This is a genomic window from Streptomyces scopuliridis (genome assembly GCF_042790125.1).
Classification (GTDB): Bacteria; Actinomycetota; Actinomycetes; order Streptomycetales; family Streptomycetaceae; genus Streptomyces; species Streptomyces scopuliridis_A.
The window spans coordinates 1-24,770 of the sequence record NZ_JBHTZS010000020.1 but is presented as its reverse complement, the minus strand read 5'-3'; the positions used below and the strand labels follow the sequence as shown (position 1 = coordinate 24,770).

The following is a 24,770-nucleotide window of genomic DNA, read 5'->3' as shown; positions in this document are numbered from 1 at the left end:
CGGCGCGGTGTGCGGCGGGGCTCACACGCCCTCGCCCTGCGCCTGGATCGCGGTGATCGCCACCGTATTCACAATGTCCTGCACGAGCGCTCCGCGCGACAGGTCGTTGACCGGCTTGCGCAGCCCCTGGAGCACCGGGCCCACGGCCACGGCGCCGGCCGAGCGCTGCACGGCCTTGTAGGTGTTGTTACCGGTGTTCAGGTCCGGGAAGATCAGCACCGTCGCCCGGCCCGCCACCTCCGACTCCGGCAGCTTGGTCGCCGCGACGGACGGCTCGACCGCCGCGTCGTACTGGATCGGCCCCTCGATCCGCAGATCCGGCCGCGCCCCGCGCACCAGCTCCGTGGCCTCGCGCACCTTGTCGACATCCGCGCCCGAGCCCGACGTGCCCGTGGAGTACGAGAGCATCGCGATCCGCGGCTCGACCCCGAAGCGGGCGGCGGTGGCGGCGGACTGGACGGCGATGTCCGAGAGCTGCGCCGCGTCCGGATCCGGGTTCACCGCGCAGTCGCCGTACACCAGCACCTTGTCGGCGAGGCACATGAAGAAGACCGACGAGACGATGGAGGCGTCCGTGCGGGTCTTGATGATCTCGAAGGCGGGGCGGATGGTCGCGGCCGTCGAGTGCACGGAGCCCGAGACCATGCCGTCGGCCAGCCCCTCCCGCACCATCAGTGTGCCGAAGTAGTTGACGTCCGCCACCACGTCGTACGCCAGCTCCACCGACACACCCTTGTGGGCGCGCAGTTCCGCGTAGCGCTCGGCGAAGCGCTGGCGCAGCTCCGAGGTGGCCGGGTCGATCAGCTGTGTCGCGGAGAGATCGATACCGAGATCGGCCGCCTTCTTCCGGATGATGTCCGTATCGCCGAGGAGCGTCAGCTCGCACACATCGCGGCGCCGCAGCACATCGGCGGCGCGCAGCACCCGCTCCTCGGTGCCCTCGGGCAGTACGACACGACGGCGGTGCGCGCGGGCCTGCTCCAGCAGTTCGTGCTCGAACATCATCGGCGTCACCCGGCCGCTGCGGGCCACCGACATCCGGGCCAGCAGCGCGGCGGTGTCCACATGCCGCTCGAACAGGCCGAGCGCGGTCTCCGCCTTGCGTGGCGTCGCGGCGTTCAACTTCCCTTCCAGGCCGAAGAGTTCGGCGGCCGTGGGGAAGGAGCGGCCGGGTACCGAGACCACCGGCGTACCGGGCGCGAGCCGCGCGGCCAGGGTCAGTATGGAGTCCCCGGGACGCTCGTCGAGCGTGAGCAGCACCCCCGCTATGGGCGGCGTGCCCGCGGAGTGGGCGGCGAGCGCCCCCACGACCAGATCGGCGCGGTCGCCGGGGGTGACCACCATGCAGCCGGGGGTCAGCGCGCCCAGGAAGTTCGGCAGCATCGCGCCGCCGAAGACGAAGTCCAGCGCGTCCCTCGCCAGGCCCGAGTCGTCCCCGAGCAGCACCGTGCCCCCCAGGGCCGCCGTGATCTGCGCGACCGTCGGAGCCGCCAGCGCCGGCTCGTCCGGCAGCACATAGCAGGGGACCGGGAGCTGGGCCGCCAGCCCTTCGGCGATCGCCTCGCGGTCCTCGGCGGCCACACGGTTGACGACCATGGTCAGCACATCGCAGCCCAGCACCTGGTACGCGCGGTGGGCGTTGCGCGCCTCGGCCCGTACGGACTCGGCCGTCTGCCCCTTGCCGCCCACCACGGGTATCACGGACGCGCCGAACTCGTTCGCGAGCCGGGCGTTGAGCGACAGCTCGTCGGGCAGCTGCGTCGCCGCGAAGTCCGTACCGAGCACGAGCACGACCTCGTACTCCCGCGCCACCCGGTGGAACCGCTCGACCAGCCGCGAGACCAACTCGTCGGTGCCCCGCTCCGCCTGGAGCGCGGACGCCTCGTGATAGTCGAGCCCGTACACCGTCGCCGGATCCTGTGACAGCCGGTAGCGGGACCGCAACAGCTCGAAGAGCCGGTCGGGGCCGTCATGGACCAGCGGACGGAACACCCCCACCCGGTCCACCTGGCGGGTCAGTAGCTCCATGACTCCCAGCTCCACGACCTGGCGGCCGTCCCCGCGGTCGATCCCGGTCACGTACACGCTGCGCGTCACGCGTGCTCTCCGTCCCTGCTCAGGGGACGTCCCACCCCGACGGGGCGGCCCCGCGGGCCGTAGGAGGTCCCGGCTCCTGTGCACAACAATTCCCGTTAGGGTGGCAATGCCCTCTTGACAATACCTCCGGGGGTGGTTACGTCGCCCGGGGAGTACGGGACACCGCCCGGCGCCGGAAAACCGCAGGTCGGACCCGTCCTACCGGCCGAACGGACCCCCCTGACCGGGTATCCGGGCACCGCCCGGCGAAACCGCCGGAGCCGCGATCGCCGCCCGAGCGGTCGGCACGTGGCCCCGATCACGCGTGGGAGGATCGGACCGCTCAAGCCCGGGGCTCTCCTTTCCCGGACAAGCACAGCACTGGCGAGCACTAGCGAGCAGGAGACACAGCACGATGCGTATCGGAGTTCTCACCGCAGGCGGCGACTGTCCGGGCCTCAACGCAGTGATCCGTTCGGTCGTGCACCGGGCCATGACCGGGCACGGAGATGAGGTCATCGGCTTCGAGGACGGCTTCAAGGGGCTGCTCGACGGCCACTTCCGGCCACTGGACCTGAACGCCGTCAGCGGCATTCTGGCCCGTGGCGGTACGATCCTCGGCTCGGCCAGGCTGGAGCGCGGCCGGCTCCGCGAAGCGGCGGAGAACTGCGCCGAGTTGGCCCGCCGGTACGGCATCGACGCGCTCATCCCCATCGGCGGCGAGGGCACACTGACCGCGGCGCGGCTGCTCTCCGACGCCGGGATGCCCGTCGTCGGCGTCCCCAAGACCATCGACAACGACATCTACTCCACGGACCGCACCTTCGGCTTCGACACCGCGGTGATGGTCGCCACGGAAGCGATCGACCGGCTCAAGACCACCGCCGAGTCCCACCAGCGGGTCATGGTCGTCGAGGTCATGGGCCGGCACGCGGGCTGGATCGCGCTGGAATCCGGGATGGCGGGCGGCGCGCACGGGATCTGCCTGCCGGAGCGGCCCTTCGAGGTCGACAGCCTGGTCAAGATGGTCGAGGCGAGGTTCTCGCGCGGCAAGAAGTTCGCGGTCATCTGCGTCGCGGAGGGCGCGCATCCCGCGCAGGGCTCCATGGAGTACGCCAAGGGCGAGATCGACCAGTTCGGCCACGAGCGCTTCCGGGGCATCGGCAACGTACTGGCGGGCGAACTGGAACGCCGCCTGGGCAAGGAGGCAAGGCCGGTCATCCTGGGCCACGTCCAGCGCGGGGGTACGCCGACGGCGTACGACAGGGTGCTGGCGACGAGGTTCGGCTGGCACGCGGTGGAGGCGGCGCACCGGGGGGAGTTCGGGCGGATGACGGCGCTGCGGGGGACGACGGTGGAGATGGTGCCGCTGGCGGAGGCGGTGACGCAGCTGAAGACGGTGCCGGAGAACAGAATGTTCGAAGCGGAGTCCGTGTTCTGAGGAGGGGTACGTTTCGGCTCGGGCCGGTGGTGCGGTGCGGGTTGTCGCCGGGGTGCGCTCCGGGGCTCGCGCCCGGGACGGCATGCTGTGCTTTCCCGGGGGACACCCCCGGACCCCCGTACGGCGCGGATCTGGCCACAGTCAGAAGGCGGGCGGTCGCGCGCCACACATCACGCTTTGGTGTCCCGGACACGACCCCTGCGCGCCCCCCTTCACCGCCCGTCACGGACCGGCCCGGCCCGGCCCGGCCGTGTGCGGGGGCGAGCGGGCCCACGGCCCGCGACAACGAGACCGCACCCCACCGCCGCTACCCCTTAACCGCGCCGCCCAGCGCGAACCCTCCCCCCAGCCGCCGCGAGATCAGCACGTACAAGATCAGCACCGGCGCCGAGTACAAGATCGAGAACGCCGCCAGCTGACCGTAGATCACCGACCCGTAGTTCCCGAAGAACGTGAAGATCGAAACGGACGCGGGCAGTTGGTCCGGAGTCAGCAGCAGCATGAAGGGGACGAAGAAGTTCCCCCACAGCTGGATGAAGGTGTAGATCGTCACCACGGTCACCCCCGGCCCCATCAGCGGCAGCACCACCCGCGTCAGCGTCTGGAAGTTCGACGCCCCGTCCGTCCAGGCCGCCTCTTCGAGGACCGTCGGTACCCCGTCCATGAAGTTCTTCATCAGCCAGATGGAGAACGGCAGTTGGGACGTGGCGAGGAACAGGGACGTGCCGTACGTGGTGTCGATCAGGTCGACCTGGACGAACAGCCCGTACACCGGCACCATGATCGCCGTGATCGGGAGGCAGGTCGTGAACAGGATCGTCAGCAGGTAGGGCCGGTTGAAGCGGGAGCGGTAGCGCGAGAGCGGGTACGCCGCGAGCGCCGCGCAGATCACGGTCAGGATCGTCGCGCTGCCGCACAGCAGCAGGCTGTTGAGCATCGGCGTGAAGGTGATCTCGTCGGTGAGGACCGCGGTGAAGTTGTCGCCGGTGAGTGACGAGGGGGCCCGTACCCGCAGATCCGCGTCGGCGTCGACCGAGGCGAGGGCCAGCCAGAGCAGCGGCAGGGCGAACGCGGCGGCGGTCAGGAGGAGGGCGGCGTCCGCCGAGAGGCGGGTGCGGGCGCGTCGGTTCAGCACGTCACACCTCCACCCTCATCAGGCGCAGATAGACGAGGGAGAAGAGCGAGCCGACCAGCAGGAGCAGCAGCGCGACCGCCGTTCCGTAACCGATCAGGCTCTTCTGGAACGCCTGGTCGTACATGAAGACCGGCAGGGTCTGGCTGCGGTTGCCGGGGCCGCCGCGCGTCATCGCCCAGATCAGGCCGAAGACGGAGAGGGTGGAGAGCGTGTTGAGCATCAGGTTCGTGCCGATGGAGCGGCGGATCATCGGCAGGGTGATGTGCCACAGCCTGCGCACCCCGCTCGCGCCGTCGACCTGCGCCGCCTCCGTGATGTCCTTGGGGATCTCGGAGAGCGCGGCGGAGTAGATCAGCATCGAGAACGCCGTGCCGCGCCAGACGTTGGCGAAGGACACCGCCAGGATCGGCAGCGTGTACAGCCAGTTCTGGGAGGGGAGCTGGAGCCAGTCCAGGATCGCGTTGAGCGTTCCCTCGCGCCGGAAGAACGCGTAGAGCAGGAACGCCGCGACGATCTCCGGCAGTACCCACGCGGCGATGACGAGGGCGCCGGTGAGCGTACGGACCGGCCGGGACGCGGCCCGCATCAGGCCGGCGAGGGCGAGTCCCAGGGTGTTCTGGCCGACGATGGAGGAGACGAAGGTGAAGACCAGCGTCAGCCAGACGGCGTTACGGAAGTTCTCGTCGGCGAAGGCCCGGCGGAAGTTCGCCAGGCCCACGAAGTCCGAGGAGGACGAGCCGGTCAGCTGTGTGTTGGTGAAGGCGATCCAGACGCAGTAGGCGATGGGGCCGGCCAGGAAGAGCACCAGCAGGAGCGTGGCGGGAGCCAGCGGCACCCAGCGCCACAGCCGGCCCTGCTGGCGCCCCGCGTGCGCGGTGCTCACCTGCTGACCACCGCGCCGTCGGTGAGGGTCTTCAGCTGGGCGTCGTACTCCTGCGCCGCCTGCTGCGGTGAGCCGTCACCCGTGGTCACCGTCTCCATCGCCTCGCCGATCGCCGTGGAGACCTGCGGATAGACGGGCAGCGCCGGGCGGTAGTGCGTGAACTCCACCAGCCCGGTGAAGAACGCGATGCCCGGCATGGACTTGAGGTAGCGCGGATCGGCCGCCACGTCCTTCCGTACGGCGATCTGCGCGCCGACGACGTCCCACTCGACCGCGTTCTCCCTGGTCTGCTGGGTCTTGATGAACTCCCAGGCCAGATCGGGGTTCTTGGCCTTCGACGGGATCGCCCACGTCCAGCCGCCCGACATCGACACCTTGCCCGGCGCCTGCCCGTGCTGTGTCGGCATCGGTGTCTGCCCGAGATCCTTTGACCAGTCCGGCCACTCCTTGGGGCCCTTGTTGATCCAGTTCTGGCCCATCCAGGATCCGTCCAGGGAGATCGCCAGCTTCCCTTCCGGGAACCACTCCGTGGCGACGCGCGTGCCGATGTTGGGGTCGAGGGCGTCGGAGACATCGGGACCGAGCTTCTCGCCGTACACCGTCCGTACGAAGCCCAGCGCGTCCTGGAAGCCCTGACCGCCCGCCACCCACTTCTTCGCGGAGGGGTCGTAGAGCGGGTCGGCGCCCGTGCCGTACAGGAGCATCTCGAAGCCCTGCATCACGGCGGCCTCGCCGGGGCCCTTGCCGGTGTAGACGTTCAGCGGGATGACCCCGGGGACCTTCCGCTTGACGGTACGGGCCGCGTCCAGGATCTCCGCCCAGTTCTTGGGCTGCCAGTCGGCGGGCAGGCCCGCCTTGGCGAAGATCTCCTTGTTGAACCAGAGGCCGCGGGTGTCGGTGCCGTCGGGGACCCCGTACGTCTTGCCGTCCTCCGCCTTGGCCGCCGTCTTCGCCGTGTCGACGAACTGGTCCCAGTCGGCCCACTTCGACAGGTAGTCGTCCAGCGGGCGCAGATAGCCGGCCTTGATGTCGGAGTTGATCCGGAAGGTGTCCTCGTAGACCAGGTCCGGGGCGGTCTTCGGGGAGCGCATCATCTGCTGCGCCTTGGTGGCGTAGTCGTTGTCCGGGGCCTGGATCGGGATGAGTTCGACCTTCTTGCCCGGGTTGGCCTTCTCGAACTGCTTCTTCACGGACTCCAGATAGTTGTCCTTGAAGCGGATCTTGTTGTCGGTGGAGCGGTTGTAGGCGACCTTGACGGTGTCGGGATCGCTGCCTGAACCGCCGCCGCACGCCGTGAGCGAACCGGCGGCGAGCACGGCGACGAGGATCAGCGGGGCGGTGGGGCGCACGGGCACGACCTCCTTTGAGCCGCGGTGGGCTGCCCGGCGACCGTAGGACTGGGCCATTACCAAGGTCAATCCCCGTGCAGGGTCGATTAGTTGGCGCCCCGGCGTACGGTGACGGGGGTCGCGGCCGGTACGGCCCGCCCGGATCGCGGGCCGGTCAGCGGGCCGAGGAGAGCCAGCGGTACTGGAGCTCGGGGCGCCCCACCTGGCCGTACTGCGGACTGCGCTGCGCCCGCCCGTTGGTGACCAGGTGCTCCAGATAGCGGCGCGCGGTGATCCGGGAGATCCCCACCTCCGCCCCGGCCTCGGCGGCGGTGAGACCCGTGGCCGACGCGCGCAGCGTACGGGTCACCGCCTCCAGCGTCGGGGCGCTCAGCCCCTTCGGCAGCGAGGAGGGCTGCGGCGCCCGGAGCGCGCCGAGCGCCCGGTCCACCTCCTCCTGGCCGCTCGCCTCGCCGGCCGCGGCCCGGAACTCGGCGTACCGGACGAGCCGGTCGCGGAGGGTCGCGAAGGTGAAGGGCTTCAGTACGTACTGGACGACCCCGAGCGACACGCCCTCCCGTACCACCGCGAGATCGCGCGCCGAGGTGACCGCGATGACATCCGCGTGGTGCCCGCCGGCCCGCAGGCTGCGCAGGAGCTGGAGGCCGTGCCCGTCCGGGAGGTACAGATCGAGGAGGATCAGATCGATGTCCGTACGCTCCAGCAGCCGGCCGGCCTCCACCCGCGAGTGGGCGACGCCCGCGACGGAGAACCCGGGCACCCGGCCGACGTACAGCTGATGGGCGTCCGCCGCGACCGGATCGTCCTCGACCACGAGGACACGGATCGCCGTACCACCGGGGTCTCCTGGACCGGTGGGGCCTGTGGGGCTGGGGCTCACCGGGCCGCCTCCATCCCGTCGTGGGCGCTTCTGGCGGCGGGCGGCCGTCCGGCCAGCGGCAGCCGTACGGTGAACTCCGCGCCGCCCTCCGGGCCCTCCGCGAGCCGCACCGTCCCGTTCGCGCGGTGCACCGCCTGCCGTACGAGCGCCAGGCCGAGACCGCGCCCGGGGCCCCGGGTCGACCAGCCGCGCCGGAACACCTCGTCCATGTCGCCGGGGGCCACCCCGGCGCCGGTGTCCCGTACGCCCAGCAGCAGTTCGCCGTCCTCCACCAGCGCCGTCACGGTGATCCGCGCGCCCTCGCCGCCCTGTGCCGCGTCCATCGCGTTGTCGATCAGATTGCCCAGGATGGTCACCAGATCGCGGGCCGACAGCGTCGAGGGGAGGACGCCGTCGTCGATCCGGCTGTTCTCGGCGAGCTCCAGCTCCACACCGCGTTCATTGGCCTGCGCCGCCTTCCCCAGCAGGAGGGCCGCGAGGACCGGCTCGCCGACCGCTCCGACCACCCGGTCGGTGAGCGCCTGCGCCAGCTCAAGCTCCGCCGTGGCGAACTCCACCGCCTGCTCCACCCGTCCCAGTTCGATCAGCGAGACCACCGTGTGCAGCCGGTTGGCCGCCTCGTGCGCCTGTGAGCGCAGGGCCTGGGTGAAGCCCCGCTCCGAGTCCAACTCGCCCGACAGCGCCTGGAGTTCGGTGTGGTCGCGCAAGGTGACGACCGTACCGCGCTGCTCCCCGCCGACCACCGGGCGCGTATTCACGACCACCACCCGGTCGGCGGTCATATGCACCTCGTCCACCCGGGGCTCCGAGGCCAGCAGCGCGCCGGTGAGCGGTACGGGCAGCCCCAGCTCCGCGATGGGACGGCCCACCGCGGAGTCGTCCAGACCGAGCAGCTCGCGCCCGCCGTCGTTCATCAGCGCGATCCTGCGCCCGCCGTCGAGCATCAGCAGTCCCTCGCTCACGGCGTGCAGCGCCGCCTCGTGGTAGTCGTGCATCCGGCTCAGCTCCGCCGCGTTCATCCCGTGGGTGTGCCGGCGCAGCCGCGCGTTGATCACATACGTACCCAGGCCGCCGAGCACCAGGGCCGCGCCCGCCGCCAGGGCCAGCACCCTGACCTGCTCGGTGACCTCGCTGGAGATCCGGTCCACGGTGATCCCGACGCTGACCAGACCGGTGATCCGGTCGCCGTCCCGTACGGGAGTGACCGCCCGGACCGAGGGGCCGAGCGTGCCCGTGTAGGTCTCGGTGAACGTCTGCCCGCGCAGCGCCGGCGCCGTACGGCCCAGGAAGGGCATCCCGATCTGCGCCGGGTCGGGGTGCGTCCAGCGGATCCCCTTCGGGTTCATGATCGTGATGAAGTCGATGCCGGTGTCCAGCCGCACGCGCTCCGCGTACGGCTGGAGTGCGGCGCTCGGATCGGGGGTACGGATCGCCTCGCGTACCGACGGAGAGTCGGCGAGCGCGTGCGCCGTGGCCAGAACCTGCTTGCGCGCGGTCTCGTCCGCATGGGCGCGGCCGGTGACGAACGCGAAGACCGCGCAGCCCGCGACGACGGCCGCGACCAGCACGACCTGCATCGCGAAGAGCTGGGCGGCGAGACTGCGGGGGCGCGGCAGATGCATGAAACAAGAATGCCTGGCCGGATTCATATGAACGAAATGAACGTAAGGGTGACCGGTGTCACACGGTGGTGGATAGTCACCGGGACCCCTCGGGACAGGGACGGGGGATACGCAGGAGACGAGTCGAGGAGGACCCGTGGCCGCAAGGCGGGACCGTACCCACTATCTGTACATCGCGGTGATCGTCGCCGTCGCGCTCGGCATTCTGGTGGGCTTCGCGGCTCCTGGTGTGGCCGTCGAACTGAAGCCGATCGGTACCGGCTTCGTGAATCTCATCAAGATGATGATCTCGCCCGTGATCTTCTGCACCATCGTGCTGGGGGTCGGGTCGGTCAGGAAGGCCGCCAAGGTCGGCGCGGTCGGCGGGCTCGCCCTCGGCTACTTCATGGTGATGTCGACCATGGCCCTGGCCATCGGCCTGGTCGTCGGCAACATCCTGGAGCCCGGTTCGGGTCTCCACCTCACCGAGGCCACCCGTGAAGCGGGCGCGGCCCAGGCGACCGGTGCGAGCGAGTCCACCGCGGACTTCCTGCTCGGCATCATCCCCACGACGATCGTCTCGGCCTTCACCGAGGGCTCGGTCCTCCAGACGCTGATGGTCGCGCTGCTGGCGGGCTTCGCGCTCCAGGCCATGGGCTCCGCGGGCGAGCCGGTGCTGCGCGGTATCGGGCACATCCAGCGCCTGGTCTTCCGGATGCTCGCGATGATCATGTGGGCCGCGCCGGTGGGTGCCTTCGGTGCCATCGCGGCGGTGGTCGGCGAGACCGGCCTCGACGCGCTGAAGTCGCTCGCGATCATCATGATCGGCTTCTACATCACCTGCGCGCTCTTCGTCTTCCTCGTCCTCGGCGCGCTGCTGCGGGTGGTCGCGGGCGTGAACATCTTCTCGCTGCTGAAGTACCTGGGCCGCGAGTTCCTGCTGATCCTCTCGACCTCGTCCTCCGAGTCGGCGCTGCCGCGCCTCATCGCGAAGATGGAGCACCTGGGTGTCAGCAAGCCCGTCGTCGGTATCACCGTCCCGACCGGCTACTCCTTCAACCTGGACGGCACGGCCATCTATCTGACGATGGCCTCGCTCTTCATCGCCGAGGGCATGGGCAACCCGCTCTCGATCGCCGAGCAGATCTCGCTGCTCCTCTTCATGATCATCGCGTCGAAGGGTGCGGCGGGTGTCACCGGCGCGGGTCTGGCGACGCTGGCCGGCGGCCTCCAGTCGCACCGGCCCGAGCTGGTCGACGGTGTCGGTCTGATCGTCGGTATCGACCGCTTCATGAGCGAGGCGCGTGCCATGACGAACTTCGCGGGCAACGCGGTCGCCACGGTCCTGATCGGTACGTGGACCAAGGAGATCGACAAGGGCCGCGTGGACGAGGTGCTGGCCGGAAACATCCCGTTCGACGAGAAGACCCTCGTGGACGACCACGCTCCGGCGGACACGTCCGGGGACGGAGCGCAGGACGTGCCCGAGCAGCGCGGCCTGGAGAAGGCGGACAAGGCGGGGGTCTGATCCCCCCTCTCGCACCTCTCGCACCTCTCGCACCATGATCCCGGCCGGGGTCTTCCCCCATCACCCCGGCCCCACGAAGACCGGCCGTACGGAGACGCTTCCGTGCGGCCGGTCTGTCGTTCTGGGGGCGTGAGGGGCATGGGGGGTGGGGGCCTGAGGGGCGGCTCGTTTGTATGGCGGCGTGAGTGCTGGCCCTACCGCCACTGCGGCGCCGAGCCCGCCGCCCTCGGTGCCGCCGCCTCGATCTTGGCCCTGATCTCCCGCATGACCGCGACGATCCGCCGCTCGTGCTCCTCCGTCAGACGCGTCGTCGGCACCGAACAGCTGACGGCGTCCGTGGCGGGTACGTCGTAGCGCAGCGCGAAGCCGAAGCCCGTGATGCCCGCCATGCCCTCCTCCCGGTCGATCGCGAAGCCGCGCTTCCGTACCCGCGCCAGATCCTCGGTGAGTGACGCGCGGTCGGGGTGGGTATTGGGGGTCAGCCGCTTCAGCGGGCCCTCCGGCAGCGGCAACCCGTCCGGGTCGCGTTCCGCGAGCAGCGCCTTGCCGAGCGCCCCGGCGTGCGCCGGCAGTCTGCGGCCGACCCGGCTGACCGGGCGCAGATACTCGTGCGACTCGCGGGTGGCGAGATAGACGACATCGCCGCCGTCCAGCCGGGCGAGGTGAATCGTCTCGCCGAGCGCGTCGGACGCCTCGTCCAGGAACGGGCGCGCGGCGCGCACGCGCGGGTCGGCGTCGAGATAGCTGGTGCCCGTGAGCAGCGCCCGGATACCGATGCCGTACAGCGATCCGGTGGTGTCCGTACGGACCCAGCCATGGTCGATCAGCGTCTGGAGCAGGGCGTACATGCTGCTGCGCGGTACGCCCAGCTCCTCGGCGAGCTCGCGCAGCCGGGCGGGGCGGTCGCCCCGGGCCGCGAGGACTTCCAGCAGCTCGACGGTGCGGGCCGCCGACTTCACTTCGCGTACGCCGCCGCTGTCGTCGGACATGGCTCAGATCGTAATCGGCACCGGCTCGGCCTCTATCGGCACCGGCTCGGCCTCTTCGGCCGGCGCTCAGCCTCTTCCGTCGGAGGTATTGACGGCCCTGGTCCACCTCCCTAACCTCCATCTTCATACGTAGACATCATCTACATAGGGAGACGATCGCATGGTGGCCCTCACGGCCGACGCGGCGACGACGACGGCGCGGCTGCGCGACGGCATGGCGAAGGGGGTGCTCTCCTTCCCGCTCACCAGCTTCACCGGCGAACGGGGCGGGCCCGGCGGCCCGGCGCTCGATCTGCGCGCGTTCCGCGACTACCTCGCCGCCCAGATCGAGACGGGCCCCGGGGCGCTCTTCCCCGCGTGCGGCACCGGGGAGTTCTTCTCCCTCGACGAGGACGAGTACCGGCAGGTGATCACCGCGTCCGTGCGGGAGGCCGGCGGCCGGCTGCCGGTCGTCGCCGGGATCGGTTACGGCTGGGCGCAGGCCGCGCGCTTCGCCCGGATCGCGGAGGAGGCCGGCGCGGACGCCGCGCTCGTCCTGCCGCACTACCTGGTCAAGGCGCCGCGGGCCGGCCTGGTGGCGCAGCTGCGCCAGATCGCGGCCCGTACCCGGCTGCCGCTCATCGCCTACCAGCGCGACCAGGTCGCCTTCGGCGTCGACAGCGTCCGCGAACTGGCCGCGATCCCCGGGGTCATCGGCCTCAAGGACGGCCATAGCGACCTCGACCGGCTGCAACGCCTCAAGCTGGCCGTGCCGGAGGACTTCCTCTTCTTCAACGGCGCCGCCACCGCCGAGGTCCAGGCGAGGCCGTACGCGAGCATCGGCATCACCGCGTACTCCTCCGCCGTCCACGCCTTCGCGCCCGAGATCGCCAACGCCTTCTTCGCCGCGCTGCGGGACGGCGACGACGCGGCTGTCGAGCGGCTGTTGCGGGACTTCTACGTGCCGCTCGTCGAGCTGCGCGACCGCGCCACCGGTTACGCGGTCTCGCTGGTCAAGGCCGCGGCGCGGCTGCGCGGGCGGCCGGTCGGACCGGTGCGGGCACCGCTCACGGACCCGGGACCGGACGATCTCGCGGCCCTCGAAGAACTGCTCGCCACCGGACTCGACCTCGTAGGAGCGACGACGCGATGACCGAGACGACCGCGATGACCGAGACGACAGAGGCGACCGAGACGACAGAGGTGGCAGAGGTGACAGAGGCGACCGAGGCGGCTGAGACCACCGTGACAGATGTGTCCGCCGGGACCTCCGCCGTCGCGACACCCGCAGATCTCACGATCGCCGAGGTACGGCTCACCCCGATCCTCGTCTCCGACCCGCCGCTCCTCAACACCCAGGGCGTGCACCAGCCCTACACCCCCCGGCTGATCGTGGAGGTGGTGACCGCCGACGGTGTGACCGGCGTCGGCGAGACCTATGGCGACACGAAGTACCTGGAGCTGGCACGGCCGTTCGCCGAACAGCTCCCCGGGCGCAGCGTCACCGACCTGAACGGGCTTCTCACCCTCGCCGGCCGGATCACGGTCGACTCCTCGCGGGTGGAGGACTCCGTGGACGTCGGCGGTCTGCGCGGCGTGCAGACCGCCGACAAGCTGCGGCTCTCGGTCGTCTCCGGCTTCGAGGTCGCCTGCCTGGACGCCTGGGGCAAGGCCGTCGGTCTGCCCGTACACGCACTGCTCGGCGGCAAGGTCCGCGACCGCGTCGAGTACAGCGCGTACCTCTTCTACCGCTGGGCCGGGCACCCGGACGGCGCGGGCGAGCCCGACGACTGGGACGCCGCCGTCGACCCGGCCGGGGTGGTCGCCCAGGCCGAACGCTTCTCCCGCGACTACGGCTTCACCTCCTTCAAGCTCAAGGGCGGGGTGTACGAGCCTGCCGAGGAGATCGCCGCCGTCCGCGCCCTGGCCGAGCGCTTCCCCGGGCAGCCGCTGCGGCTCGACCCCAACGGCGCCTGGTCCGTGGAGACATCGCTCAAGGTCGCCGACGAGCTGCGCGATGTCCTGGAGTATCTGGAGGACCCCACCAGCACCACGCCGAACATGGCCGAGGTCGCGGGCCGGGCCGGTGTCCCACTGGCCACCAACATGTGTGTGACCACCTTCGGTGAGATCCGTGAGGCGTTCACGCGCGGCGCCGTCCAGGTGGTGCTGAGCGATCACCACTACTGGGGCGGCCTGCGCAACACCCGCGAACTGGCGGCCATCTGCCGCGCCTTCGGCGTGGGCCTGTCCATGCACTCCAACACCCATCTGGGCATCAGCCTGGCCGCGATGACCCATGTCGCCGCCACCGTCCCCAACCTCGACTACGCCTGCGACAGCCACTACCCCTGGCAGACCGAGGACGTCATCACGGACAGCGCGAAGGCGCGCCTGACCTTCACCGACGGCTGCCTGGACGTGCCGGACGCGCCGGGACTCGGCGTCGAACTCGACCGTGAGCGGCTCGCCGTACTCCACCGCCGCTGGCTGGACGACGACGGCACGATGCGCGAGCGCGACGACGCCGCCGCGATGCGGGTGGCCGACCCGGACTGGGTGACGCCCTCGGTCCCGCGCTGGTAACGCGCGCTCTGCTGCTGCCTCCGCTCCCCATCTCCGCATCTCCGCTCATCCCCTGATCCCCTCATCCTCGTATGCCCCAGCTGTCCCACCTGTCCCTCACGTTACGGAGCCGTACGTGACCGCATCTCCAGTCCCCGTCCCCGAGTCCGCCCCCGATCCCTCCTCCTCCGATCCCTCCGTGCCACAGGATCCAGCGGTCAGGACCGCCGTCCACAAGATCTTCCGGCGCGTCGTCCCGCTCTTCTTCGTGATGTTCGTCGCCAACTACATCGACCGCGTCAACATCGGCTTCGCACAGGACCAGTTGCGTGCCGACGTCGGTCTCTCCGCCGGGGCCTTCGGCTTCGGTGCCGGGCTCTTCTTCGTCGCGTACGCGGTCTTCGAAGTGCCCAGCAACATGCTGCTGGAACGGTTCGGCGCCAAGGTCTGGCTCACCCGGATCATGATCACGTGGGGGCTGGTCGCCTCGGCGATGGCCTTCGTCAACAGCGCCGAGATGTTCTACGTACTGCGCTTCCTGCTCGGTGTCGCCGAGGCCGGATTCTTCCCGGCCGTCATCTACTACTTCACGCGCTGGCTGCCCGACGCCGACCGGGGCCGGGCCACCGCGATCTTCCTCATGGGCTCGGGCACCGCCTCCGTCATCGCCGGACCGCTGTCGGGCGCGCTGCTGGAGATGCACGGGCTCGCCGGGCACAGCGGCTGGCAGTGGATGTTCTTCATCGAGGGCATGGCCTCCGTCGTGCTGGGCTTCGTCGTCTTCCGCTTCCTGGACTCCCGGGTCGAGGACGCCACCTGGCTCACCGACACGGAGAAGACGGCCCTGACCGCCGCGGTCGACGCCGAGCAGTCGGCCCGGTCCGCCGGCCGCGGCACCGAGCGCGTCTCCCGGTGGAAGCTGCTCGCGGATCCGCAGATGCTGCTCTTCTGCTGGATCTACTTCGCGATCTCGCTCGCGCTGTACGCGGTCACGTTCTGGCTGCCGAGCATCGTGAACGACATCGGCGGGCTCTCGGACTTCGAGGTCGGCCTGCTGGTCGCGGTGCCGTGGCTGTGCGCGATCGGCGCGGTGTACGTATCGGGCCGCGCCTCGGACCGTACGGGCAGACGTCGGCCGTTCCTGGTCGCCGCGCTGATCACGGGCTCGGTCGGCACGTTCCTGGCGACGGTCGTGTCGCCCTGGCTGGGCCTGGCCGCGCTGAGTATCGCCGCGATGGGCTTCAAGACGTCCTCGCCCATCTTCTGGACCATTCCGCAGAGCTATCTGGACGCGCGGGTCGCGGCCCCGGCGATCGCCCTCATCAACTCCATCGGCAATCTGGGCGGATTCGTCTCACCGACGGTCTTCGGTGTCCTGGAGGACACGACCGGCAGCACCGAGGGCGGGCTGATCGGTCTGTCGGTGGTCGGGATCATCGCGGCGGTGACGGTGGCGCTCGTACGGGGCGGCGGGCGCAACGACCCGCGACGGCGGCGACGTACGGGGGAGGGGGAGGAGGCGGCGGCCCGTCCGCGGCTCGGTCCTGAGCCGGGACCGAAGCCGGGGCCGGGTCCGGAGCCGGGACCGAAGACAGGACCGAAGCCGGGCCCGGAGCCGATCGGGACGTAGCCCCTGCTGTCCGTGCCTCCGCTGCCGTCCGTGCCTCGCTGCCGTCCGTACCCCTGCCGTCCGTACCGATGTGATCGGACATCGGTACGGACGGCAGCGGCACGGAAGGGGCGGTGGCACGGACGGGCGGTCCGGGAACAGGCGAGCCGGGAACAGGCGGGCCGGGCGGGCTGCCTACCAGGCCACCGGCAGCTCGTGCGGGAAGCGCCGGATCGTCTCCGTGTCCCAGCGCAGCTCCTCGGCCGGCACCGCGAGCCGCAGCCCCGGGAAGCGGACCACCAGACGTCCGATGGCGGCCTCCAGCTCCGCCATGGCCAGCGGGGCGGCGATACAGCGGTGCCCGCCCCAGCCGAACGTCATGTGAGGAGTGGGCGGACGGTGCGGGTCGATGACATCGGGGTCGGCGAACCGCTCCGGATCGCGGTTCGCCGTCAGATACGACACATGGACGAAGTCACCGGCCCTGATCTGCACCCCGCCCAGCTCCACGTCTTCCAAGGCGACGCGCGGGATGCCCACGCCCTTGCGGAAGGGGATGTACCGGAGGAGTTCATCCAGTACCTGCGTGAGCGACTCGGGCCGGCCGCGCACCAGGTCCATCAGCTCCGGGCGGGTGAGCAGGAGGTACGCGATATTGCTGATCTGGCAGGTCGCCGTGTCATGGCCGCTCAGCATGAGCGTCAGCGACATGACCGCGAGGTCCTTGTCGTCCAGGACGTCGTCGCCGTCCTTGGCGGCGGCCAGCGCGCTGATCAGATCGTCCCCGGGCGTGCGCCGCCGCTCCGCGACCAGCCTGCCGAAGTACTCACGCAGCTGTGCCTTGGCATTCGCCGCCGCCTGACGCGACTCGGGGGCCGTGGACAGCAGCTGATGCGCGTACTCCTGCATGCGCGGCCTGTCCGGCGCCGCGATGCCCAGCAACTCGCAGATGGTGTGCTGGGGGAGCTTGTTCGACAGATGCCCGACCAGATCGGCCGGCGGGCCGTCCGCGGCCATCTCGTCGAGGAGCTGATCGACGATGTCCTCGACGGCGGGCCGCATCCGGTCCACATGCCGCGGCGTGAACGCCTGCGAGGCCAGCCGCCGCAGCCGGCTGCTGACGGGCGGGTCCATCACATTGACCGACTCGGGGGAGACGATCGGCTCCGGGGTCATCCTGGGGTAGTTGTGGCTCATGATCCCCGCGCGGCTGAACCGGGGATCGGTCGTCACCTGCCGTACCCCGTCGAAGTTCGTGACGAGCCAGGCGTCCGCCTCGCCGTAGGGCAGCCGGATCCGGGTGACGGGCCCCTGGGACATGAGGTCACCGAGCGAGGGGTCGAAGTCCAGGTCCTTGCTGAAGTCGAACGGACAGGTGGTCGTTTCCCCGATTTCGGTCATCACGTACTCCAGGACGAGCGCGGACGTTGTGGCCGAGGGATAAGTACCTCGCCCATTTCGGGGATATGCCTACTGCGCGGCAAATGGGTACGAGCCGCGCCGGGCGTGCGCGGGGCGTGCGGCGGGGGCCGTTCGCGCCCCGACGGGCGGCGAGAAGTTGCCAACGCCTCGTGCCGACGACCTGCGATTGCTTCAATTGCTGAGAGGCGCTTCGGACGTGAGTGACGGTACGCGGGTGCTGGAGGTGGGCACTGGCACCGGCTGGAACGCCGGGCTCCTCGCGCACCGTCTGGGCAACGGGAACGTGGTGAGCGTCGAGATCGCCCCGGCGGTCGCGGCAAGCGCCTCGGCCGCGCTCACCCGTGCCGGACTCGGCCCGCGACTGATCGAGGGGGACGGCCGGGAGGGCTGGCCGCCCGGGGCCCCGTACGACCGGGTGATCGTCACGGCGGGGGTACGGAGCTTCCCGGCCGCATGGCTGGAACAGACGCGACCCGGCGGGATCGTCCTTGCCCCCTGGGGCACCCACTACAGCAACCAAGGCGCGCTGGTCCGGCTGACCGTCGGCGCGGACGGTCGTGGGGCCGGACCCTTCCTCACCTGACCCCGTGCCGCAGCTGTGGACTTGGCCCGGCCGCTGACCATCCGGTTGATCCGCGTGCTGCGCCCCGAGCAGGCCGAGCCGATCTCCCATGCCGCACCGCCCCTGGGTCACGTCACCGCCGACTGGCTCCTGCCGGACGGCGCCAAGAGGCGCGGCCTGTACGCCGTCGTACGGGACACCGCGCCGGAATAAACCCATCACGCGGCCGAACCCGCCCTCCAAGAACCCGCACGGGCCCGCCTTCGTCGTTGACAACGGCGAGCAGTTCTAGGGAGGGGCACGCGCCGGAGTGAACGCTTCGTCAAGTAGTTGTCCACCACACGTCAAAGACCGCAACGGCTGCGTCGCGCATCCTTGTTGAGGCAGCCGACGGTCGCGCTGTCGCGTGCCGGCCTCCGTGGCCGCCGTCCACGGGGGAGGCGGCGGCCACGTGCGGGCCGGCTACGCCGGGGACGCGAGGGCCCGGTGGCGGTAGTCCCGGGGCGGGAGGTCGTAGGCGGCGCGGAAGGCGCGGGTGAAGGTGGCGTGGTCGGGGAAGCCCCAGCGGGCCGCGATCCGGTGGACTGGTACGGTCCGCAGCGTCCCGTCGGTGAGGTCACGGCGGGCGCGTTCCAGGCGCTGGTCGCGGATCCAGGCCGCGACGGTGCTGTCGCGCGTGCGGAAGAGGCGGTGCAGGTAACTGACGGAGATGTGGTGGGCGGCGGCTATGGCGCCGGGTGACAGCTCGGGGTCGTGCAGATGCTGCTGTACGAACGCCTCGATGCGCAGCAGCAGCGCGCGCTGCCGGGAGTCGTCCGGCACTCGCTCCTCGGCTTCGAGGTGGTGGGCGAGCACCGCGGTCAGCAGGTCGAGGGCGACCGTACCCAGCCGGGGGGCGTCGTCCGGCCGGTAGGCGGTGGAGTCGGTCGTCAGGCTGGTGAGGAAGTGGGTGAGCAGCGCCCCCATGCCCGCCCGGCCGGGAAGCGGCACCGCCATCAGCTCCGCGCTCCGGTCCGCCGGCAGGGGCAGCAGCGCGCGGGGTACGTGGGCCCGTACGAGCGCGGCCGTGCCCTGGTTGGCGGCGATCTTCACGTCGAAGGGGCGCGAGCTGTCGTACAGCGCGAAGTCGAACGGTCCCAACTCCGCCTCGCGGGCGTACTGGACGACACCGATCCCGCCGCGCAGGGCGAAGACGACCGAGTACAGCTCGGGGTCGCACCGCCGGATCAGCCGCGGGGTGCGCCGTACGTCCGAAGGCGAGCAGGTCAGCTCGACGACGTTCACGGCCGCGATGTCCAGCGCCCGCGCCGTGGCACTGAACCGCGCCGCCTCACCGCTCTCCACCCGCATCGGGTGCGGACTGTCGACCTGAAACGCGTCGAAGCGGGCCAGCCGCTCCGTCGGCGGCAGGTCATCGCTGTGAAAAACCGTCTCCATCATGGTGCCTCCTCCCCGGCGATACCGTAGCCGCCAGAACCGACAGCGGGCGCAACGGAAGACCCCCTTCCGGCCACGCCGGGAACAAGATCAGACAAAGCGGTCCTCTGCGTCTTCCAGTTCACCGCTCGTCAAGCTCACCAGTGCCTCGTACTTTTCGCACCCGAGGTGATATGCCCCGGTGTGGTGCGAAAGGAAGAACCGGCCGGTTTCGTCCATGAGCAGGGTTGAGCCGTCGTACGTGTCGTATCCGACCGGGAAGAGCTTCGTGCCGAGATCTCCGGCAAGGTCGGAGACCTCCTCGGCGTCTCCCTTGAAGACGAGACGCGGCGTGAATACCGCGAAGTTCTCCGGAGCGGTGTCGATGACGGCGCGAAGGAACGCGTGCTCCCGGATGAAAGCGAGGGCGGGCGCGGAAGGCTCGATGTCCACACCGTAAGAGCGGTAACGCTCGACCACGGCCGCGATCGCCGCGGCCGCTTCCTCCGCGACGTCACGCCCCGGGTGCCATCCGGCTTCTGTCAGCCACGTGTCCACTTCTTCGGCTGTGGAAAGTATCGGCATCGTCTGTCCTCACGAGATCGGGACCGGGGGGCGTGCCCACCGCCCCGGGCCCGATGGGGTGGTTGTTGTGCGTTCCTGCCGCGCGCTGTGGTGCTGTCTGTGATTCTCGGGCCAACAAGGCCTCGACAAGGCATCAACCAGGGCCTCAACAAGACCTCATTCGCAACGAGTTCAGAGTGGGCCGGGGTGGCTCATGGTCGGGGGAACGGCATGTCGTCGAAGCAGCACTTACTTCAGGGGTTCGGGCTCGTCGTGATGGGCGTAGGGAATTTCGTCATGGACGCGCCGGTGTGGCTGAGCGTGTGGACCTTGGCGGTGGGCGGGGTCACCGTTCTCTTCGGGGCCTCCAGCTGGATGAAGGGGGAGTGATGCGGCCCCCGACGGAGCGGTGGATCGCGGGCGGGCGCGGGTGGTGGCTGTTGGGCCGGCTCGGATGGGGCTCGTAGGGCAGGGAAGGGTATGTCTGCTTCGCGGCGATCCACGGATCGGCTGCCGCCCGAGGAGGATGTTCAGGTGCTGGGGTGCCAGGGGTTTCTGGCCTGGCCGGCCAGGGGCTTCGCGGTTCTGGCGCCGCTTCTGCTGATCACCGCGGTGGACGGCATTCCGGGTTCCGCCCGCGGTCCGTTCCCGCTCGCTGTCGGGCTGCTGATGGTCCTTGGCCTGGTACGGAGCGACGCCGGACGGCATCTGCCGCCCTTCGGGCGCAGCATCCACGGACTCACGCAGGCCGGGCCACTCGTGGGGGCCGTCGTGTTCGCGCACAGCTCCGCCGGCGAGTGGCTGGTGGCGCAGTGGCTGGAGCGGCCATGGCTCACCGGATGGGCGGGCGGGCTGCTGCTGGCCGGACTGACTCTGCTGGCCGCCCTGGTCGCACCGCAGGAGCTGGGATCCGTGACCGCGTTCTGGCCGCAGCCGACGACCGGTGCCCGGTTCGGCCCGAGCGGGTGTGTGGTCGGGTTGACCGTTCTTCTGATGCTCCTTCATCTGGCTCGCGTCGCCTGCTGCGCCGGTACTCTCCCGCTCTTCCTGGCCGGAGTCGGCGCACCGAGGCCCGAGCTGGTCCGGGCCGCCCTGGTGGTGATCGTCGCCGAACTCGTCGTCGCGCTGACGGTGCGGTGGTGGCTGAACGACGTCGGAGCACTGGTGGTCCACTCGGTGACGATGCCGACGTTGTGGTCCCGGCTCGGGGACGCCCTCGTGCACTCCTGGGCGGCGGACCGGCTCATCGCCAGGACGCGCGAGCGCCGGTCGCCCAAGACGCCCGGCACCCCCGACTACTCCCTGCTCATCCTCTACCGGGGGCTGCTCCTGGATGCGGCGCGCCCGACGCGCTCGGCAGCGCGGCCGAACGCGAGCTGTGGGAAGGGCTGTGCCGCTTCTGGTACCGGAACATCCCGGTCGAAGCACGGATCACCGCCCCGCGCTCCGGCGGCTGACTCCTGTCGCCGCGCCCTGTCGTCGAGTTCAGCCCCGCGCCCGGCCGGTACGGATGCGACGATCCGTACCGGCCGACCACCCCGCGTCGCGTCAGCCGAACGGGATCCGGATCACCGACTGGTTGCCGATGCCCAGCGTGCTCGCGCCGGTGCCGATGGCGTTCCAGACCTCGATCCGTACCTTCCCGTTGACCAGATCGCCGTGCGATCCGGTGGCCGACTTCAGCCCCCTGGCCTGCGTGTAGTGCTCATAGCCGGGGACGGGGTCGGTCGCGAAGTACTCGTACGTCTCCGTACGGTCCCAGGTGCCGTCGCCCGTACGGTCGTAACTCACCCGCACCTGCTGCCCGTTGCCGACCGACGTGCCCGCGTCCACGAACAGGTCGAACTGGGTGGCGCCGCCGTTGTACGTACGGGTGATCCCGCCGGAGGTGAAGACCTGTGGGGTGTGCGGCGTGCCGTCGTAGTTGGCGCCGCCCGCCGTGGCGAGTGTGGCCGACGCGGCCGAACCGGTGGAGTCGCCGAGACCGGCGCCCGTACGCGCGTACAGCGTCGAGGAGCCCGAGGGCGGCGGGTCCGTCGGAGGATCCGTCGGTGTGCCGCCACGGGTCCAGACGGCCACGTAGTCGACGAGCATGGGGCGGCCCGGGACGGTCGCGGCGGTCGGGGTCCGGCCGCCGAGCGCGTCGGGAAACGCGCCGCCGATCGCCACGTTGAGGAGGATGAAGTACCCGGCGTGGTCGGTCATATTGGCCCAGGTGCCGGCGTCCATCTGGTTCTGCCGCACGGTGTGGAAGAGCTGGTCGTCCACGTACCAGCGCAGCTCGTTGGGGGTGACCGCACGGTCCCACTCGAAGCGGTAGGTGTGGAACGCGGACTGGCAACTGGCCCCGGGGCAGGCGCGGCTGGCGCCGAGTCCGGTGGTCTCGTTGCAGGGGCCGCCCGGGTTCACCCCGCAGTGCAGCACGCCCCAGACGGAGTTGATCCCGTTGACGTTCTCCATGATGTCGAACTCACCGATGCCCGGCCAGTTCCAGTAGTTGCCCCGGTACGGCGAGCCGAGGGTCCAGAAGGCGGGCCAGTAGCCGAGCGCGGCGTCGCCCGTCACGTTCGGCATCTGGATACGGCCCTCGATACGGAGGGTGCCGCCCGCCGGAGCCTTGAAGTCGGCGCGCCGGGTCTCGATCCGGCCCGAGGTCCAGTTGCCCGCGCCGTCCCTGAGCGGGGTGATCCGGAGGTTTCCATTGCCGTCGAGGCTCAGGTTGTCGGGGCTGGCGGTGTAGTTCTGGATCTCGCCGGTGCCCCAGTTGCCCGGCCCGCCGGGGTAGCCATGGCCGGTGTCGGTCTGCCAGTTGGCGGCGGAGGGCGGGGTGCGGTCGGCGCCGTTGAAGTCGTCGCCCCACTGGAGGTTCCAGCCGGGTGCGGGCGGTATCGCGCCCTGGGCGGTGCCGGCGCCGGTGACGCCGATGAAGCCGGCCAGTGCGACGGCCATGGCGAGGATCGCGGCGACGAGCGGGGTGCGGGGAGCGGTGCGGGAAGTACGTCTGATGCGGCTCGTTCTCAAGGAAACACCTCCGGTGCGGATGGTGCCGAGGGGACTGAGGAAGACTGAGGGGGCTGAGAGGAAGGGACTGAGAGGAAGGGACTGAGAGCGCTCTCAGTACGTCTTGTAACGGCACCCGGGCGCACCGTCAATGCCTCGCTCCATGCCTTCCGGCTCGCTCCTTGCCTTGACCTCGGCGTCAAGGATTACGGTCGAAGACATGCGAATCGGCGAGCTTGCGGAGCGGGCGGGGACGACCACGCGGACGCTGCGTTACTACGAGTCACGCGGGCTGCTGCCCGCCCGGCGCGCGGTGAACGGCTACCGCACATACGACGAGAGCGATCTGCGGCTCCTCCGGCAGATCAGGACCCTTCAGGACTTCGGGTTCGACCTGGAGGAGACGCGGCCGTTCGTGGAGTGCCTGCGCGCCGGGCATCCGGCCGGGGACTCCTGCCCCGCCTCGCTCGCCGTCTACCGCCGCAAGCTCGCCGAGCTGGACGGGCTGATCGGTGACCTTCAGTCGGTACGTGCCCAGGTCGGGGCGCAGCTCGCCCAGGCGGAGGCGGCGCGCGCCGGGCTGGCGGCCGAAGCGGAGGTGCCGGGCGGTCCGGAACCGCGGTGCGAGCTGACGCCGCACACAAACTGACGCCGCACACAAACTGATGGCGCGTAATGCTGCTGCCGCACAAAAGCGCGCGGGAATTCAGTCGCATCAATCGAGGAGAGACAGAGAAATGATCGCGATAGAGGGTGTCGACGCCGTGACGGACGCGGACTTCGACAACGAGGTGCTCAAGGCCGGGCTCCCGGTCCTCGTGGAATTCACCGCCGACTGGTGCGGCCCCTGCCGGCAGCTCGCGCCGGTGCTGAGCGACGTGGCCGGTGAGCAGGCCGGCCGGCTCAAGGTCGTCCAGCTCGACGTGGACAGCAACCCCGAGGTCACGGCGCGGTACGGGGTCCTCGCGATGCCGACACTGATGGTGTTCCGGGCCGGCGAGCCGGTGAAGTCCATGGTCGGAGCCCGGCCGAAGCGCAAGCTGCTCCAGGAACTGGAAGAGGTGGTCTGACGCGTCGCGTAGGGCGGCGAATTCCTACAGCAATTGGCGTGGCGGTTCCCGAAAACGCCTTAAAAATCTCTCATGTTCCCGACAGGTCGAGCACAGCTGATCTCTATTTCGCGCCCAGGGACCCTCCTTAGGTTCTTGTTCATCGAAGCCGGACAACGGCTCCGGTGAAGAGAGAGAACGAGTAGAGGGAGAATTCCATGAGTCTGCGCAAGATCACCCCGCTGAAGCGCGTTTCCAAGGACAGCGAAACGGAGCGGAAGCCGGTCTCCGCGAAGCGGCGGACGCCGAGGCGTCCCGAGCGCCGCCCGATCGGTGGCTGACGGCCGATCCCGGCACCGTCGGTGGGCTCGCGGCATCCGGCCGCGGGCCCACAGCCTTGCCCCATCCGGCCCCTCGCCATCCGGCCCGGCCTCAACGGGAGCGACAGTGACCTCGTACGAAGACCAGCCCACCCCGAGGCCGCGCCGTGGCCGGCACAGACGCCGCGCCACCCCCACGCCCCTCGACCGCCCCACGCCCCTCGACCGCCCCACGCCCCTCGACCGCCCTACGCCCCTCGACCGCCCTACGCCCCTCGCCGACCCCGCCCGTCCTACGGCTCCCACTCTCACGGCTCGGGTCGCGTTTGCTCGGTTCTGGCCGTTGACCTGGGGTGATCGTCGTTGGCTGGTGCTGGTGTGTGTCTGTGTGGTGCTGGCCGC

General features: G+C 70.3%; 23 protein-coding genes. 11 read left to right on the top strand and 12 right to left on the bottom strand.

Annotated features, from left to right (window positions below; translation table 11 throughout):
• Positions 1-21 precede the first annotated feature (21 nt).
• Complete coding sequence (gene pta, locus ACFRKB_RS26265) at positions 22-2,097, bottom strand: phosphate acetyltransferase (RefSeq protein ID WP_383108898.1); 2,076 nt, start codon at positions 2,095-2,097, stop codon at positions 22-24.
• 394 nt (positions 2,098-2,491) lie between these two features.
• On the opposite strand from pta, the gene ACFRKB_RS26260 reads away from it, so the two are divergent.
• Positions 2,492-3,517: an ATP-dependent 6-phosphofructokinase gene (locus ACFRKB_RS26260; RefSeq protein WP_383108896.1), complete on the top strand. Its 1,026-nt coding sequence runs from the start codon at positions 2,492-2,494 to the stop codon at positions 3,515-3,517.
• A gap of 307 nt (positions 3,518-3,824) precedes the next feature.
• Here the strand turns inward: ACFRKB_RS26260 and ACFRKB_RS26255 are convergent, their stop codons facing one another.
• The 5 genes from ACFRKB_RS26255 to ACFRKB_RS26235 form a co-directional block, all read right to left on the bottom strand.
• A complete protein-coding gene (locus ACFRKB_RS26255; RefSeq protein ID WP_365977591.1) occupies positions 3,825-4,652 on the bottom strand; it encodes a carbohydrate ABC transporter permease in 828 nt (275 codons plus the stop codon).
• 1 nt (position 4,653) lies between these two features.
• Complete coding sequence (locus tag ACFRKB_RS26250) at positions 4,654-5,535, bottom strand: carbohydrate ABC transporter permease (protein ID WP_365977592.1); 882 nt, start codon at positions 5,533-5,535, stop codon at positions 4,654-4,656.
• On the bottom strand, positions 5,532-6,941 hold the full coding sequence (locus ACFRKB_RS26245) for an ABC transporter substrate-binding protein (RefSeq protein WP_383108895.1): 1,410 nt from the start codon (positions 6,939-6,941) through the stop codon (positions 5,532-5,534). Before ACFRKB_RS26245 ends, ACFRKB_RS26250 begins: the two co-directional genes overlap by 4 nt.
• Positions 6,942-7,038: 97 nt before the next feature.
• Positions 7,039-7,764 (bottom strand): response regulator, encoded by a 726-nt coding sequence (locus ACFRKB_RS26240; protein ID WP_383108894.1) that lies wholly within the window; start codon positions 7,762-7,764, stop codon positions 7,039-7,041.
• Positions 7,761-9,386 (bottom strand): sensor histidine kinase, encoded by a 1,626-nt coding sequence (locus ACFRKB_RS26235; protein ID WP_383108892.1) that lies wholly within the window; start codon positions 9,384-9,386, stop codon positions 7,761-7,763. The genes ACFRKB_RS26240 and ACFRKB_RS26235 overlap by 4 nt, the downstream gene beginning before the upstream one ends.
• Positions 9,387-9,522: 136 nt before the next feature.
• Between ACFRKB_RS26235 and ACFRKB_RS26230 the strand changes: the two genes are divergently transcribed.
• The gene (locus tag ACFRKB_RS26230; protein ID WP_383108891.1) at positions 9,523-10,893 is read left to right on the top strand and encodes a cation:dicarboxylate symporter family transporter; all 1,371 of its coding nucleotides are present in this window, start codon (positions 9,523-9,525) and stop codon (positions 10,891-10,893) included.
• A 194-nt stretch (positions 10,894-11,087) separates the two neighbouring features.
• On the opposite strand, the gene ACFRKB_RS26225 is transcribed toward ACFRKB_RS26230, so the two are convergent.
• Positions 11,088-11,882: an IclR family transcriptional regulator gene (locus ACFRKB_RS26225; protein ID WP_383108890.1), complete on the bottom strand. Its 795-nt coding sequence runs from the start codon at positions 11,880-11,882 to the stop codon at positions 11,088-11,090.
• A 160-nt stretch (positions 11,883-12,042) separates the two neighbouring features.
• Between ACFRKB_RS26225 and ACFRKB_RS26220 the strand changes: the two genes are divergently transcribed.
• The 3 genes from ACFRKB_RS26220 (at position 12,043) to ACFRKB_RS26210 (ending at position 16,056) form a co-directional block, all read left to right on the top strand.
• The gene (locus ACFRKB_RS26220) at positions 12,043-13,014 is read left to right on the top strand and encodes a 5-dehydro-4-deoxyglucarate dehydratase (protein ID WP_383108888.1); all 972 of its coding nucleotides are present in this window, start codon (positions 12,043-12,045) and stop codon (positions 13,012-13,014) included.
• Positions 13,011-14,447, top strand: a complete 1,437-nt coding sequence (locus tag ACFRKB_RS26215; RefSeq protein WP_383108887.1) for a glucarate dehydratase family protein — start codon at positions 13,011-13,013, stop codon at positions 14,445-14,447. The genes ACFRKB_RS26220 and ACFRKB_RS26215 overlap by 4 nt, the downstream gene beginning before the upstream one ends.
• 250 nt (positions 14,448-14,697) lie before the next feature.
• A complete protein-coding gene (locus ACFRKB_RS26210; protein WP_383109004.1) occupies positions 14,698-16,056 on the top strand; it encodes an MFS transporter in 1,359 nt (452 codons plus the stop codon).
• Between the two features lie 174 nt (positions 16,057-16,230).
• Here ACFRKB_RS26210 and ACFRKB_RS26205 read toward each other — a convergent pair whose 3' ends face one another.
• The gene (locus tag ACFRKB_RS26205; RefSeq protein WP_383108886.1) at positions 16,231-17,436 is read right to left on the bottom strand and encodes a cytochrome P450; all 1,206 of its coding nucleotides are present in this window, start codon (positions 17,434-17,436) and stop codon (positions 16,231-16,233) included.
• Between the two features lie 157 nt (positions 17,437-17,593).
• On the opposite strand from ACFRKB_RS26205, the gene ACFRKB_RS26200 reads away from it, so the two are divergent.
• A complete protein-coding gene (locus ACFRKB_RS26200) occupies positions 17,594-18,040 on the top strand; it encodes a methyltransferase domain-containing protein (protein WP_383108884.1) in 447 nt (148 codons plus the stop codon).
• Between the two features lie 21 nt (positions 18,041-18,061).
• Positions 18,062-18,232, top strand: a complete 171-nt coding sequence (locus ACFRKB_RS26195) for a hypothetical protein (RefSeq protein WP_383108883.1) — start codon at positions 18,062-18,064, stop codon at positions 18,230-18,232.
• Between the two features lie 249 nt (positions 18,233-18,481).
• On the opposite strand, the gene ACFRKB_RS26190 is transcribed toward ACFRKB_RS26195, so the two are convergent.
• Positions 18,482-19,459, bottom strand: coding sequence for an AraC-like ligand-binding domain-containing protein (locus ACFRKB_RS26190; RefSeq protein ID WP_383108882.1), 978 nt, complete (start codon positions 19,457-19,459; stop codon positions 18,482-18,484).
• Between the two features lie 87 nt (positions 19,460-19,546).
• Positions 19,547-20,020, bottom strand: a complete 474-nt coding sequence (locus ACFRKB_RS26185; protein WP_383108881.1) for an SUKH-3 domain-containing protein — start codon at positions 20,018-20,020, stop codon at positions 19,547-19,549.
• A 210-nt stretch (positions 20,021-20,230) separates the two neighbouring features.
• Here ACFRKB_RS26185 and ACFRKB_RS26180 point away from each other — a divergent pair, with 210 nt between their 5' ends.
• Entirely contained in the window at positions 20,231-20,389 is a 159-nt protein-coding gene (locus ACFRKB_RS26180; RefSeq protein ID WP_383108879.1) for a hypothetical protein, read from the top strand.
• 611 nt (positions 20,390-21,000) lie between these two features.
• On the opposite strand, the gene ACFRKB_RS26175 is transcribed toward ACFRKB_RS26180, so the two are convergent.
• Together ACFRKB_RS26175 and ACFRKB_RS26170 are read right to left on the bottom strand one after the other, a co-directional pair.
• Positions 21,001-21,288: a hypothetical protein gene (locus ACFRKB_RS26175; RefSeq protein WP_383108878.1), complete on the bottom strand. Its 288-nt coding sequence runs from the start codon at positions 21,286-21,288 to the stop codon at positions 21,001-21,003.
• A gap of 259 nt (positions 21,289-21,547) precedes the next feature.
• Entirely contained in the window at positions 21,548-23,020 is a 1,473-nt protein-coding gene (locus tag ACFRKB_RS26170; protein ID WP_383108877.1) for a glycoside hydrolase family 16 protein, read from the bottom strand.
• Positions 23,021-23,219: 199 nt separating this feature from the next.
• Between ACFRKB_RS26170 and ACFRKB_RS26165 the strand changes: the two genes are divergently transcribed.
• The 3 genes from ACFRKB_RS26165 (at position 23,220) to ACFRKB_RS26155 (ending at position 24,389) form a co-directional block, all read left to right on the top strand.
• Complete coding sequence (locus tag ACFRKB_RS26165) at positions 23,220-23,648, top strand: MerR family transcriptional regulator (RefSeq protein ID WP_365977615.1); 429 nt, start codon at positions 23,220-23,222, stop codon at positions 23,646-23,648.
• 88 nt (positions 23,649-23,736) lie between these two features.
• Positions 23,737-24,069 (top strand): thioredoxin, encoded by a 333-nt coding sequence (trxA, locus tag ACFRKB_RS26160; protein WP_383108876.1) that lies wholly within the window; start codon positions 23,737-23,739, stop codon positions 24,067-24,069.
• A 197-nt stretch (positions 24,070-24,266) separates the two neighbouring features.
• A complete protein-coding gene (locus tag ACFRKB_RS26155; protein WP_383108874.1) occupies positions 24,267-24,389 on the top strand; it encodes a hypothetical protein in 123 nt (40 codons plus the stop codon).
• The last annotated feature ends 381 nt before the right edge of the window (positions 24,390-24,770 follow it).

Bases quoted from the DNA above. Each gene is read 5' to 3' on its own strand.
- ACFRKB_RS26260 (WP_383108896.1), top strand. From the start codon at position 2,492: ATGCGTATCGGAGTTCTCACCGCAGGCGGCGACTGTCCGGGCCTCAAC.
- ACFRKB_RS26245 (WP_383108895.1), bottom strand. From the start codon at position 6,941: ATGGCCCAGTCCTACGGTCGCCGGGCAGCCCACCGCGGCTCAAAGGAG.
- ACFRKB_RS26235 (WP_383108892.1), bottom strand. From the start codon at position 9,386: ATGCATCTGCCGCGCCCCCGCAGTCTCGCCGCCCAGCTCTTCGCGATG.
- ACFRKB_RS26225 (WP_383108890.1), bottom strand. From the start codon at position 11,882: ATGTCCGACGACAGCGGCGGCGTACGCGAAGTGAAGTCGGCGGCCCGC.
- ACFRKB_RS26220 (WP_383108888.1), top strand. From the start codon at position 12,043: ATGGTGGCCCTCACGGCCGACGCGGCGACGACGACGGCGCGGCTGCGC.
- ACFRKB_RS26215 (WP_383108887.1), top strand. From the start codon at position 13,011: ATGACCGAGACGACCGCGATGACCGAGACGACAGAGGCGACCGAGACG.
- ACFRKB_RS26210 (WP_383109004.1), top strand. From the start codon at position 14,698: ATGTTCGTCGCCAACTACATCGACCGCGTCAACATCGGCTTCGCACAG.
- ACFRKB_RS26205 (WP_383108886.1), bottom strand. From the start codon at position 17,436: ATGACCGAAATCGGGGAAACGACCACCTGTCCGTTCGACTTCAGCAAG.
- ACFRKB_RS26190 (WP_383108882.1), bottom strand. From the start codon at position 19,459: ATGATGGAGACGGTTTTTCACAGCGATGACCTGCCGCCGACGGAGCGG.
- ACFRKB_RS26185 (WP_383108881.1), bottom strand. From the start codon at position 20,020: ATGCCGATACTTTCCACAGCCGAAGAAGTGGACACGTGGCTGACAGAA.
- ACFRKB_RS26180 (WP_383108879.1), top strand. From the start codon at position 20,231: ATGTCGTCGAAGCAGCACTTACTTCAGGGGTTCGGGCTCGTCGTGATG.
- ACFRKB_RS26165 (WP_365977615.1), top strand. From the start codon at position 23,220: ATGCGAATCGGCGAGCTTGCGGAGCGGGCGGGGACGACCACGCGGACG.
- trxA (WP_383108876.1), top strand. From the start codon at position 23,737: ATGATCGCGATAGAGGGTGTCGACGCCGTGACGGACGCGGACTTCGAC.
- ACFRKB_RS26155 (WP_383108874.1), top strand. From the start codon at position 24,267: ATGAGTCTGCGCAAGATCACCCCGCTGAAGCGCGTTTCCAAGGACAGC.